Raw genomic sequence first — 12,452 nt, 5'->3', positions numbered from 1 at the left:
CCGCCGGCCGGACCGGAATCTCCGATCCAGCCGGCGGCGTCGCGGCGCAAGCGCCCTGCCCGGCCCGCCGCGAGCGGCGGCCCCGATCAGGCGCCCAGCAGCGCGGGCTCGACGCCTCGGCCCAACGCCGGGCTGTCGGCCTCGATCACGCGGCCGGTCTGCAGCTTGAACACCGCCACCGCTTCGCGCAGGCGCTGCGATTGCGTTTCCAGCGACGCCGCCGAGGCAGCGGCCTGCTCGACCAGCGCGGCGTTCTGCTGGGTCACGCTGTCCATCTGCGAGACGGCCTGGTTGACCTGCTGGATGCCGCGCGACTGCTCTTCGGACGCATTGGAGATTTCATTGATGATGCTGGTGACGCGCCGCACCGAGGCGACGATCTCCTGCATGGTGGCGCCGGCGGCCTCCACCTGGTCCGAACCGATCGAGACCTTCTGCACCGAGTCGTCGATCAAGCCCTTGATTTCCTTGGCCGCCTGGCCGCTGCGCTGGGCCAGCGCGCGCACTTCGCTGGCCACCACCGCGAAGCCCTTGCCCTGCTCGCCCGCGCGGGCCGCTTCCACGGCGGCGTTCAGCGCCAGGATGTTGGTCTGGAAGGCGATGCCCTCGATCACGCCGACGATGTCGGCGATGCGGCTGGAGCTGTCGGCGATGGCGCGCATGGTGCCCACCACCTCGCCCACGGCGCGGCCGCCGCGCGTGGCCACGTCGGACGCGGCCACGGCCAGTTCCGAGGCGCTGCGCGAGCTGTCGGCGTTGTGGCGCACGGTGGACGACAGTTCGTCCATGCTGGCGGCGGTTTCCTCCAGCGAGGCGGCCTGCTGCTCGGTGCGCGAGGACAAGTCGATGTTGCCGGCGGCGATCTCGCGCGCGCCGGTATGGATTTCCTCGACGCCGTGGCGCACGGCCGAGACGGTGCGGGCCAGGCTGTCCTGCATGCGCTTGACCGCCGCGTAGAGGATGCCGATTTCATTGTTGGCGCGCTGCTCGACGCGATTGGTCAGGTCGCCGCCGGCGATGCTGTCGAACAGCCGTCCGGCCTCGTGCAGCGGCCGGAAGACCGCGCGCGCGAACACCATGTACACGCCCACCACCAGCGCCGCCACCACGGCCAGCGCGGCAACCAGGAATGCCAGCGCGCCGTTGATGCGGCTGGACGCCTCGCGCGCCACGCGCTGGCCCACTTCGTCGGCGAAGTCCACGTACTTCTGGATCGCGGCGGTGAAGACCAGGCCCAGCGGCGTGACCTTCTCCAGGTTCAGCTTGCCGGCCTCCTGCGCCTTGCCGGCGCGGATGGCCGCGACCATCGGCGTGATGGCGTCGCGCTGGTACACGTCATAGGCGGCCAGCACGGCCTCGAACAGCGGCTTGCCCACGGGCGAGGTCTCGGGCGTCTTGCGCACGCTGTCGATCAGGTCGGCGGACTTCTTCAGGTAGCCATCCAGCCGCTGCATGCTGGCCAGGCTGTCGATGGACTTGCCTTCCATCAGCGCGGTCTGCGCCGCCAGCATGACCAGGCGGGCGCGCAGCAGTTCGGCGCCGGCGTTATCGACGGCGTTGGCGCGCACCAGGTTGGTGTCGAGCAGGACTTCGATGGAACTGCGGTTGGACGACAGTTGCTGGTGCACGGCGATGCCGATGACCAGGAAAAGCGCGAAAAAGACGGCCAGCGCGGTCGTCAGGATCGCGCGGATGCTTAGGTTCTTGAACATGAGCCACTCCGGGATTGCACGAAAGCGGCGCCCAGGCGTTCAAGGGCCGAGCACGGGGAAATCCTGAAGCGGGAAGCGAGGATGGACGGCGCGGGCGCCCGAACGCCGGCGCGGCTGTGCCCTTATTACGGCTTGATGCAATGAAAAGTTAAATATCTCATTACATTTCAGCCCTTCCCCTTGCCGCCGCATCCGCCCCCCCGCCGCGATCACGATCGTCCAGGGTCGCCATGCGTGTCAGCCGGCCAGCAGCGATTCAATCTCGGCCTTGCACTGGAACAAGGCCGCCAGGCAGGTGTCGAGCTGCCCTTCGTAGCGCGCGGCCGGTAGCGCGACCGACAGCGCGTACTGCTCGGATTGGCCCGTCTCGATATGCACGCCGATCCCGCAGATGCCGACCGCGTGTTCCTCCAGGTCCAGGGCCCAGCCCCGGGTCCGGACCTCGGCCAGCTGCGCCAGCAGATCCTTGCGCGCGGTGATGGTGTTGGCGGTGCGGCGTTCCAGCCGCGCGCCCAGCAGCGCCTCCAGCGCCGCGTCGTCCAGGCGCGCCAGCAGGGCCTTGCCGTGCGCGGTGCAGTGAATGGGATAGGCGGTGCCCACCGCCGCGACCACGCGCAGCTCCTGGTCGGAGGCGAACTGGTCGACCGACACCGCGTGCTGGCCCCGGAACACGCACAGGTCCACGGTCTCGCGCAGCCGCCGCCCCAGCGCCTCGACGAAGGGGCGCGCGGCGGCGACCACGTCGGTATGCGCCGAGGCCGCCAGCCGCACCAGCGCCTGGCCCAGGCGGACGCCGGCGGGCGTGGTGGCGGCCAGCTGCTGCGCTTCCAGCGCCGCGACGATGCGGTGCACGGTGGTGCGCGGCAGGTCCGTCTTCTTCGCGATCTGGCCCAGGCTCTGGCCGCTGTTGTCTTCGGCCAGCGCGCGCAGCACCGCGGCGGCGCGCGAAATCACCTGGCGTCCCGACGCGGAGTCGTTGTCTTCGCTCATTTCCCGATCCCGTTTCTCTTGGCATGTCTTGACAGCCCAGGGGCAAGTCACGACAATTCGATCCGATTAATGGAACACACATCCATTGTACGGAACACTAATCGTGAACACACCCGCTGGCCCGCAGAGTTTATCCGCCCTGGGAAGCCATACGCTGCTCGCCGTGGCCACGCTCACCATCATGGTGGGCTGCGTGATCGTCCCGGGGCTGCCCGCCGTCGCCGCGCAACTGGGCGTCGGGTCCGGCGGCAGCTGGCTGGTCACGCTGCCCGCGCTGGGCGTGGTGCTGTTCGGCCCGGCCGCCGCCCGCCTGATGGAACGGGCCGGATTGCGGCGCGCGCTCATGTTGGGCCTGTTCCTGTACGGTCTGCTGGGCGCGGCGGGCCCGTACCTGCGCGGCATCTGGCTGATCTACGCCGACCGGCTGCTGCTGGGCGGCGCCACGGCGCTGGTGATGGCGGCGGGCACCGGACTGATCTCCACGTTCTACACGGGCCGCGCGCGGCTGGCGATGATCGCGCGCCAGGGCATGGCCATCGAGCTGGGCGGCGTGCTGTTCCTGTTCGCCGGCGGCCTGCTGGCGCAACAGCGCTGGAGCCTGCCGTTCGCGCTGTACCTGTGCGCCTGGGCGCTGCTGGCGCTGGTTCATCTCTGCGTGCCCGTCACAGCGGCCGCAGCGCCCACATCCGCCGCATCGACCGCAGCGCCTGCATCTGCCACATCCGTATCGACCGCGCCCCGCCGCGACGGCCCGATCGCCGCCGCTGCCGCCATGCCGGCGCAGGTCAAGACCGCCTTCGCCGCCGCCCTGCTGTCGATGGTCGCGTTCTTCGCCGGGATCATCATGCTGCCCGCCCGGCTCGCGGGCCTGGGCGTAGACGAGGCCGGCACCGGCTATTTCCTGTCCTTCATCTCGCTGGTGGCGGTGGGCGGCGCGGCGCTGCTGCCGGCGCTGGGCCGGCGCGCCAGCGGCCGCGCCGTGCTGGTCGCCGCGCTGCTGGCCTACGCGGCCGCCCACGGCTGTTTCACCGTGGCGCAGTCGCCCGCGCAATGGCCGGCGCTGCTGGCGGGCGCGCTGCTGCATGGGCTGGGATTCGGGCTGTCGATTCCGCTGCTCAACCACCTGGTCATCGAACATAGCGCCGACGGCGCGCGGGCCCGCCATCTGGCGTATCTGTCCATGGCCATCTTCTGCGGCCAGTTCCTGTCTTCCTTCATGGAATTCCTGCCCGGCGGGCCCGGCGTCGTCTTCGCCGGCGCCGGCCTGATTTCATTGCTGTCGGCCGCCGCCTTCGCGCTCGCGATGGGCCGCCAGCGCCCCTCCCCCCGTCACGACTGAGGACACTCGCGCCATGGAACTCTCGCAAGCCAGCCTGCTGCTGGACCCCGCCCCCCTGCAACTGGAAACCGGCTTTGAACGGCTGCCCAACGGCGTGCTGCACGTGGCCTGCCGCACCGACCTGCACAACTGCACGGGCGAGATGTTCGAATGGTGGTTCCGCTCGCGTCCCGGCACGCGCGAGTACATCTGGTGGCACCCCGTGGACCACGTGTCCAGCGACTGGGCCGAAGGCAGCGCCGATACGCACGTGGGCTCGATCCATCTGGTGAAGGAGTACTTCACCGGCATGCCCGCCGCCGACCTGGCCATCCAGTTCCGCGACGCCGCCGAGTTCTTTGGCGCCGAGGCCTACCGCGCGGCGCGCGACAGCGGCGCCATCTCGGCCGCCGTCTGCGGCCGCGTCGGCATGGGTGCGACGCCGCAACGCCTGCCCACGGGCGAAGTGCTGGGCGGCCGCCTGCTGCACATCGGCCGCGACACCAAATGGGGGCTGGCGCTGCGCAGCCACTTCTACATGGGCCAGGACCTGGTCGCCGACGGCTGGACGCCGGACCAGCTCAAGGCTGAATTCAGCGACGACTTCGGCCGCGCGCTGCTCATGCATTGCTACAACGAGTTCACCTTCCTGTCGCGCTTCCTGCCCGGCATTCACGCCGGCGACAACCGCGACGCCAAGCCGGTGACGCTGCCCTGGTAAGCGCCGCGCCGCAGGCCACCGCAACGCGCCGGAGACCGGGCCCGCCCGGCTACGGCGTTCCAAGGACGGCGGATCAAAAGCAAGGTCTCGAGAACGCCGTCACGAAAGCGGCGCATCATGAAAAAAGGCCCCACCGCCCTGAAGCGGTGAGGGCCTTTTGCCTGCAGCCCGAGCGATGCCTGGCGCTTTACTTCAGCCAGACGCGCGCGTTGCGGAACATGCGCATCCAGGGGCTGAACGTGCCGCCGGCGTCGGCCTTGCCCCACTTCTCGGGCGCCCAGGACATCATGACGTTGCGGGTCACGCGTTCCGGGTGCGGCATCATCACCGTGAAGCGGCCGTCGGCGGTCGTGACCGAGGTCAGGCCGCCCGGGCTGCCGTTGGGGTTGAACGGATAGGCCTCGGTGGCCTGGCCGCGGTTGTCGATATAGCGCGCGGCCGTCAGCACGCGGCCAGCGTCGCCCTGCTGCGAGAAATCGGCATAGCCTTCGCCGTGAGCCACGGCCACCGGGATGCGCGCGCCATCCATGCCGGCGAAGAAGATCGACGGCGACTTGGCCAGTTCCACCAGGGCCAGGCGCGCCTCGTACTTCTCGGACAGGTTGCGCGTGAAGCGCGGCCAGGCCTCGGCGCCGGGGATCATGGGCGCCAGCGCGGCCATCATCTGGCAGCCATTGCACACGCCCAGCGCGAAGGTGTCGGGACGCGCGAAATAGGCGGCGAACTGATCCGACAGGCGGCTGTTGAAGCGGATGGTGCGGGCCCAGCCTTCGCCGGCGCCCAGCACGTCGCCGTAGCTGAAGCCGCCCACGGCCACCAGGCCCTGCATGCCCGCCAGGTCCACGCGGCCGGCCAGCAGGTCGGTCATGTGCACGTCGAAAGCCTCGAAGCCGGCGGTGTCGAAGGCCCAGCCCATTTCCACCTGGCTGTTGCAGCCCTGCTCGCGCAGGATGGCCACGCGCGGACGCTTGCCGGTGGCGATGTACGGCGCGGCGATGTCTTCCTGCGGATCGAAGTCCACGTTCGGCTGCATGCCCGGATCCTGCGTGTCGCTCCAGACATCCAGCTCGGCCTGGGCGCAGGCCGGGTTGTCGCGGCGCGCCATGATGCGGTAGGACACCTCGCTCCAGGCGCGGCCCAGGTCGGCGCGCGGCTGGCCCCAGACCTTCTTGCCGTCGCGGTAGAACTCGATCTCGTCGGCCGCGTTCAGGCCGCCGATCACGTGCGAGTGGGCCGACAGGCCGGCGCCGCGCAGCACCTGCATGACGGCGTCGCGCTGCGCGGCCGGCACCTGGATGACGGCGCCGGCTTCTTCAGAGAACAGGGCCTTGAGCGTCAGCTCGTCGCGCTGCACCGCCACCTGCTCGGGACGGATCTTGTAGTCGCCCCAGTCGGCCGACTGCGGATCGAAGGTCAGCATGTCCAGGTTGACCGAGATGCCGGTGCGGCCGGCGAAGGCCATTTCGGTCAGCGTGGCGAACAGGCCGCCGTCGGAACGGTCGTGGTAGGCCAGGATGGTGCCGGCCTCGGCCAACGTGCGGATGGTGACGAAGAAGGCGCGCAGGTCCTGCGGCGCGTCGATGTCCGGCACGGTCTCGCCGACCTGGTTGTAGGCCTGCGCCAGGATCGAGCCGCCCATGCGATGGCGGCCTCGGCCCAGGTCGACCAGGATCAGCACGCTGTCGCCGGCGTCGGTGCGCAGCTGCGGCGTGAGGCTGGCGCGCACGTCGGCCACCGGCGCGAAGGCCGTGACGATCAGCGATACCGGCGCCACCACCTGGCGCTGCTCGCCGTCCTGTTCCCAGCTGGTCTTCATGGACAGCGAGTCCTTGCCGACGGGGATGGACAGGCCGGCGGCCTGGCACAGCTCGCTGACGGCCGACACGGTGTCGTACAGCGCCGCGTCCTGGCCCGGCACGCCGCAGGCGGCCATCCAGTTGGCGGACAGCTTGATGTCTTCCAGGCGCGCCACGTCGGCGGCGGCCAGGTTGGTCAGGGCCTCGGCCACGGCCATGCGGCCCGAGGCCGGCGCGTCGAGCATGGCGATGGGCGTGCGTTCGCCCATGGACATGGCTTCGCCACGGAAGCCTTCGTAGTCGGCCAGCGTCACGGCGCAGTCGGCCACCGGCACCTGCCACGGGCCGACCATCTGGTCGCGGCTGGACAGCCCGCCCACGGTGCGGTCGCCGATGGTGATGAGGAAGGACTTGTTGGCCACGGTGGGGTGGCGCAGCACGCGGTAGGCGGCCTCGGTCAGGTCGATGCCGGCCAGGTCCAGCGGGGCCGACACGCCGGGCAGGCGCTTGACGTCGCGCGTCATGCGCGGCGGCTTGCCCAGGATCACGTCGATGGGCACGTCCACCGGACGCACTTCATCGGCGCCCTGCGCGCGGATGGCGTCCAGGCCCGGCAGGCCCTCGCCGTCGACCACGCGCAGCTGGCGCTCTTCGGTGGCCACGCCCACCACCGCGTAGGGGCAGCGCTCGCGGCGCGCGATGGCGTCGAAGCGGTCCAGGTCCTGCGGCAGGATCGACAGGACGTAGCGTTCCTGCGATTCGTTGCTCCAGATCTCGGCCGGCGACAGGCCCGATTCTTCCAGCGGCACGCGCTTCAGGTCGAAGATGGCGCCACGGCCGGCGTCATTGACCAGCTCGGGGAAGGCGTTGGACAGGCCGCCCGCGCCCACGTCATGGATGGCGATGATGGGGTTGCGCTCGCCCTGCTGCCAGCAGCGGTCGATGACTTCCTGCGCGCGGCGCTCCAGTTCGGGGTTGCCGCGCTGGACGGAATCGAAGTCCAGCTCGGCCGAATTGCTGCCCATGCTGATGCTGGACGCGGCGCCGCCGCCCATGCCGATGCGAAAGCCCGGGCCGCCCAGCTGGATCAGCAGCGCGCCCGGCGGGATCACGTCCTTGTGCGTGAGGCCGGCGTCGATGCTGCCCAGGCCTCCCGCGATCATGATGGGCTTGTGATAGCCCCAGCGCGTGTCGCCGGCGGTCTGCTCGAAGCTGCGGAAATAGCCCAGCAGGTTGGGACGGCCGAATTCATTGTTGAAGGCGGCGCCGCCGATGGGGCCGTCGATCATGATGGACAGCGGCGAGGCGATGCGGTCCGGCAGGCCGTGATGGTCGGCTTCCCAGGGCTGCGGCGCGTCCGGAAAGCGCAGGTGCGACACGGTGAAGCCGGTCAGGCCGGCCTTGGGCTTGGAGCCTCGGCCGGTGGCGCCTTCGTCGCGGATCTCGCCGCCCGCGCCGGTGGAGGCGCCGGGGAACGGCGCGATGGCGGTCGGGTGGTTGTGCGTTTCCACCTTCATCAAGGTGTGCACGGTGGTGTCGCGGCGGATGTAGCGGGCCTGGTCGGCGCCCTCGCCCGCCGCGCCCGGCAGACCGGGCACGCCGGCCTGGAAGCGCTGGGCCGGACCGCCTTCCATGATGGCGGCGTTGTCGGAATAGGCGACCACGGTGCCGGCGGGCTGGGCCTTGTGGGTGGCGCGGATCATGCCGAACAGCGTGTTGGGCTGTTCCTGGCCGTCGATCACCCACTGGGCGTTGAAGATCTTGTGGCGGCAGTGCTCGCTGTTGGCCTGGGCGAACATCATCAGCTCGACGTCGGTGGGGTCGCGCCCCAGGTCGCTGAAGGACTTGGCCAGGTATTCGATTTCGTCGTCGGACAGCGCCAGGCCCAGCGTGGCGTTGGCCTCGACCAGCGCCTCGGCGCCGCGCGCCTGCACGGCCACGGTGCGCATGGGCTTGCCGGCCAGCGTCTGGAACAGCGCCTGGCCGTCGAAGCCGGCGTCGACCACGGTTTCGGTCATGCGGTCATGCAGGCAGTCGGCGGCGCGCGCCAGCATGGCGGCATCGAAGCTCTTGGCGCCCAGCAGGCCGCGCTCGGGCGTGATCACGTAGCGCACGCCGCGCTCGATGCGGCGCACGGCGTCCAGGCCACAGTTGTGGGCGATGTCGGTGGCCTTGCTGGCCCACGGGGAAATCGTGCCCAGGCGCGGGATGACCAGCAGTTCCAGGCTCTTGGCGGGCGCATCGCCGGTCACGGGCGTGCCGTAGTCCAGCAGTTGGGCCAGCTGTTGCTGCTGCGCGGCCGTCAGGGCGGCATCGGTGTTGACGAAGTGCTCGTAGCGGGCGGAGATGTCGGCCACCGGCAGGCCGGCCTCTTTCAGTTGCGCCAGCAGGCGATCGCGGCGGAAGGAGGACAGGACGGAGGAACCAGGCAGATGCTGAACAAGGGACACGATGCGGGCGCCGTATTTGAGGAAGGAGCAAAACAAGGATTTTACCTGTTAAGCGGGTTTTCCCGGAGCGCGCGCGCGGGCGGCGTCCGATGGTCCGCTTCCGGCGCGGTGTTACAAAAAAATTCGAGCCTGATCAATCTTCGATCCCGCATCGCAGCATTCATGAAAATCCATGAATCTCCTGCAAATTCTGCCTGGCCATCGCGATTTCCGAAAATCTGATCCCGCATTGCAACATGCACAGCCAGCGCCAAAAACGCGGGAAAACACGAACACCCCAGCCGGGAACCCGACGGTAGGATGCTGCGACACTTCCTCCAATCCGCGCTCAACGCCGCGCCAGCCGCAACGCCTCACAATGTCCCGCTCCGACGCCCACCCAGAGCCCGCCGAACCGATTCTTCCCGTTGAACCCGAACCCGACGTGAAAGTGCCGCTGGCCATCGAGGACTGGCTGGCCGTGATCTTGCTGGCGGCGCTGGCGCTGATCACCTTCGTGAACGTGCTGGTGCGCTACTTCACCGACCAGTCCTTCGCCTGGACCGAGGAAATCTCCGTCTTCCTGCTGATCGTGCTGACCATGGCCGGCGGCAGCATGGCCTTCGTGCGCAACCACCACATCCGCATCGAGATCCTGGCCGACAGCGGCTCGCCGCGACGCCAGCGCATCATGGCCCTGGTCGCCAACGGCTGCGTGCTGCTGTTCTTCGTGCTGCTGACGGTGCTGTCGGTCAAGCTGGTGGCCGACGAATACATCTACGAAGAGACCTCGCCCGCCATTGGCGTGCCGACCTGGTGGTATTCGATCTGGCTGCCGGTGATGGCCGCCGCCATCTCGCTGCGCGTGCTGGGCGCGATGCGCCGCATCCTTCGGAGCCCCGCATGATCGCCGCCATCCTGTTCGGGGTCTTCATCGTCCTGATGCTGATCGGCGTGCCGGTGGGCGTGGCACTGGGCCTGGGCGGCACGGTGGCCATCGTGCTGTCCAACCTGGACACGCCCTGGTATGGCCTCCTGACCGTGCCGCAGAACTTCTACGCCGGCCTGGCCAAGTACCCGCTGCTGGCGATCCCGATGTTCGTGCTGGTCGGCTCGATCTTCGACCGCTCGGGCGTGGCCAAGCGCCTGGTGGATTTCGCCATCGCCATCGTCGGGCGCGGCCCGGGCATGCTGCCGCTGGTGTCGATCGCCGTGGCCATGTTCCTGGGCGGCATCTCCGGCTCCGGCCCGGCCTGCGCGGCCGCCGTGGGCGCGGTGATGATCACCGCCATGTCGCGCGCCGGCTATCCGGGCTCGTTCTCGGCCGCGGTGGTGGCCGCCGGCGCCGCCACCGACATCCTGATCCCGCCCTCGGTGGCCTTCATCATCTACTCGGTGCTGGTGCCGGGCGCCTCGGTGCCGGCGCTGTTCGCCGCCGGCATGGTGCCCGGCATCCTGGCCGGCTTCGCGCTGATCATCCCGGCCGTGTGGCTGTCGCGCAAGCACAAGATGGGCGGACTGGAAGCGCACCTGCCGCGCCCGCCGTTCTGGCAGAGCCTGCGCGAGGCGTCCTGGGGCCTGGCCGCGCCGGTGCTGATCCTGGGCGGCATGCGCATGGGCTGGTTCACGCCGACCGAGGCCGCCGTGGTGGCGGTGTTCTACGGCCTGTTCGTGGGCATGTTCATCCATCGCAGCATCAAGCCGCGCGATCTGTTCACTATCCTGCGCGAGGCCGCCGAGCTGTCGGCCGTGATCATGCTGGTGGTGACGCTGGCCGGCATCTTCGCCTGGGCCCTGTCCACGCTCAGCGTGATCGACCCGATCACGCACGCCATCGTCAATTCCGGGCTGGGCGAATGGGGCGTGCTGGCGCTGCTGATCCTGCTGCTGATGACGGTGGGCATGTTCCTGGACGGCATCTCGATCTTCCTGATATTCGTGCCGCTGCTCATGCCCATCGCCAATGCCTATGGCTGGGATCCGGTGTGGTTCGGCGTGATCCTGACGCTGAAGGTCGCGCTGGGCCAGTTCACTCCGCCGCTGGCGGTGAACCTGATGGTGTCGTGCCGCATCGCGCGGGTGCCGATGGAATCGACGGTGCCCTGGGTGGTGTGGCTGCTGGGCGCGATGTTCCTGGTGCTGGTGGCGGTGCTGGTGTTCCCGCAACTGGCGCTGTGGCTGCCGCACAAGCTGGGATATTGAACGCCGGGCGCGCGCCGCGCGCCGGCCTGGACGTGTACGGACATCACAACGAGAAGAGAGGAGACGCAAGATGAAATTCCGCAATTGGATCGCCGCCGCCTTGAGCACGGCCGCCGTGGCCGCCCTGGCGCCCGCCCACGCGCAGACCTACAAGCCCGAGTACAAGCTCTCCATCGTCGTCGGCACCACCTTCCCGTGGGGCCAGGGCGCCGAGATCTGGTCCAACCTGGTGCGCGAGCGCACCCAGGGCCGCATCAACATCAAGGTCTATCCCGGCACCTCGCTGGTCCAGGGCGACCAGACCCGCGAATTCACCGCCATCCGCCAGGGCGTGATCGACATGGCCGTGGGCTCGACCATCAACTGGTCGCCGCAGGTCAAGCAGCTGAACCTGTTCTCCCTGCCCTTCCTGATGCCCGACTACGCCGCCATCGACGCGCTGGTGCAGGGCGAGGTCGGCAAGGAGATGTTCAAGCTCATCGAGAAGGCCGGCGTGGTGCCGCTGGCCTGGGGCGAGAACGGCTACCGCCAGCTGTCGAACTCCAAGCGCGAGATCAAGCGCCCCGAGGACATGAAGGGCATGAAGCTGCGCGTGGTGGGCTCGCCGCTGTACATCGACACCTTCACCGCGCTGGGCGCCAATCCCACGCAGATGAGCTGGGCCGACGCCCAGCCGGCGCTGGCCAGCGGCGCGGTCGACGGCCAGGAGAACCCGCTGTCCATCTACACCGGCTCCAAGCTCTACACCGTGGGCCAGAAGTACCTGACGCTGTGGAACTACGTGGCCGACCCGCTGATCTTCGTGGTCAACCGCGAGGTCTGGAACTCCTGGTCCGAGAAGGACCGCGAGATCGTGCGCCAGGCCGCGCTGGACGCCGGCAAGCAGCAGATCGTCATCGCGCGCAAGGGCGTGACGCCGGAAGACCCGTCGCTGCTCAAGGAAATCGAAGGACACGGCGTCACCGTGACCTCGCTGTCCCAGGCCGACCACGACGCCTTCGCCAAGATCACCAAGCCGGTCTACGACAAGTGGAAGAAGCAGATCGGCGAGGACCTGGTCAACACCGCCGAGAAGGCGATCGCGGCCCGCAAGAAGTAAAGGCCAAGAAGCACACCGCAAGGATTTAGCAGCAAGCCCAGGGGGAAAGGCGGCCATCATGAGCCGCCGCCGGGCCGTTTCCCGAGGCAGCCGCAGCGCGCCAGCGCGAAGAGCCGCCCGGGAGACCGCCACAAGCAAGGCCGGAACGCAGGTTCCGCCGATCTAGGACGGGCGCCGGCCACAAG

General features: G+C 69.2%; 9 protein-coding genes. 6 read left to right on the top strand and 3 right to left on the bottom strand.

Annotated elements, in window-relative coordinates; all coding sequences use genetic code 11:
* Positions 1-86 precede the first annotated feature (86 nt).
* Both AC6LJ9_RS28830 and AC6LJ9_RS28825 read right to left on the bottom strand, forming a co-directional pair.
* Entirely contained in the window at positions 87-1,712 is a 1,626-nt protein-coding gene (locus AC6LJ9_RS28830; RefSeq protein WP_498150215.1) for a methyl-accepting chemotaxis protein, read from the bottom strand.
* 237 nt (positions 1,713-1,949) lie between these two features.
* A complete protein-coding gene (locus AC6LJ9_RS28825; RefSeq protein ID WP_498150214.1) occupies positions 1,950-2,702 on the bottom strand; it encodes an IclR family transcriptional regulator in 753 nt (250 codons plus the stop codon).
* A gap of 103 nt (positions 2,703-2,805) precedes the next feature.
* Between AC6LJ9_RS28825 and AC6LJ9_RS28820 the strand changes: the two genes are divergently transcribed.
* Positions 2,806-4,041: an MFS transporter gene (locus AC6LJ9_RS28820; protein ID WP_498150213.1), complete on the top strand. Its 1,236-nt coding sequence runs from the start codon at positions 2,806-2,808 to the stop codon at positions 4,039-4,041.
* A 13-nt stretch (positions 4,042-4,054) separates the two neighbouring features.
* The gene (locus tag AC6LJ9_RS28815; protein ID WP_103274928.1) at positions 4,055-4,741 is read left to right on the top strand and encodes a DAPG hydrolase family protein; all 687 of its coding nucleotides are present in this window, start codon (positions 4,055-4,057) and stop codon (positions 4,739-4,741) included.
* Between the two features lie 187 nt (positions 4,742-4,928).
* Here AC6LJ9_RS28815 and purL read toward each other — a convergent pair whose 3' ends face one another.
* The gene (gene purL / locus AC6LJ9_RS28810; RefSeq protein WP_498150212.1) at positions 4,929-8,987 is read right to left on the bottom strand and encodes a phosphoribosylformylglycinamidine synthase; all 4,059 of its coding nucleotides are present in this window, start codon (positions 8,985-8,987) and stop codon (positions 4,929-4,931) included.
* On the opposite strand from purL, the gene AC6LJ9_RS28805 reads away from it, so the two are divergent.
* The 4 genes from AC6LJ9_RS28805 to AC6LJ9_RS28790 all read left to right on the top strand — a co-directional run bounded on the left by AC6LJ9_RS28805 (position 8,970) and on the right by AC6LJ9_RS28790 (position 12,267).
* Positions 8,970-9,209: a hypothetical protein gene (locus AC6LJ9_RS28805; RefSeq protein ID WP_498150211.1), complete on the top strand. Its 240-nt coding sequence runs from the start codon at positions 8,970-8,972 to the stop codon at positions 9,207-9,209. The two genes, purL and AC6LJ9_RS28805, sit on opposite strands and share 18 nt — an antisense overlap.
* Before the next feature lie 136 nt (positions 9,210-9,345).
* Positions 9,346-9,873 carry a TRAP transporter small permease gene (locus tag AC6LJ9_RS28800; protein WP_498150210.1) on the top strand — a complete coding sequence of 176 codons (528 nt, stop codon included), beginning with the start codon at positions 9,346-9,348 and terminating at the stop codon, positions 9,871-9,873.
* Positions 9,870-11,168, top strand: coding sequence for a TRAP transporter large permease (locus tag AC6LJ9_RS28795; protein WP_498150209.1), 1,299 nt, complete (start codon positions 9,870-9,872; stop codon positions 11,166-11,168). Before AC6LJ9_RS28800 ends, AC6LJ9_RS28795 begins: the two co-directional genes overlap by 4 nt.
* Positions 11,169-11,238: 70 nt before the next feature.
* Entirely contained in the window at positions 11,239-12,267 is a 1,029-nt protein-coding gene (locus tag AC6LJ9_RS28790; RefSeq protein WP_498150208.1) for a DctP family TRAP transporter solute-binding subunit, read from the top strand.
* Positions 12,268-12,452 lie beyond the last annotated feature (185 nt).

This window comes from Achromobacter sp. 1011811831, assembly GCF_059760905.1.
Note: the sequence above shows the minus strand (reverse complement) of the source record. Positions and strands in the feature narration are given on the sequence as shown.

Excerpts from the sequence above, each read along its gene's own strand:
- AC6LJ9_RS28815 (WP_103274928.1), top strand. The coding sequence starts at position 4,055 with ATGGAACTCTCGCAAGCCAGCCTGCTGCTGGACCCCGCCCCCCTGCAA.
- AC6LJ9_RS28795 (WP_498150209.1), top strand. The coding sequence starts at position 9,870 with ATGATCGCCGCCATCCTGTTCGGGGTCTTCATCGTCCTGATGCTGATC.
- AC6LJ9_RS28825 (WP_498150214.1), bottom strand. The coding sequence starts at position 2,702 with ATGAGCGAAGACAACGACTCCGCGTCGGGACGCCAGGTGATTTCGCGC.
- AC6LJ9_RS28805 (WP_498150211.1), top strand. The coding sequence starts at position 8,970 with ATGCTGAACAAGGGACACGATGCGGGCGCCGTATTTGAGGAAGGAGCA.
- AC6LJ9_RS28790 (WP_498150208.1), top strand. The coding sequence starts at position 11,239 with ATGAAATTCCGCAATTGGATCGCCGCCGCCTTGAGCACGGCCGCCGTG.
- AC6LJ9_RS28830 (WP_498150215.1), bottom strand. The coding sequence starts at position 1,712 with ATGTTCAAGAACCTAAGCATCCGCGCGATCCTGACGACCGCGCTGGCC.
- AC6LJ9_RS28800 (WP_498150210.1), top strand. The coding sequence starts at position 9,346 with ATGTCCCGCTCCGACGCCCACCCAGAGCCCGCCGAACCGATTCTTCCC.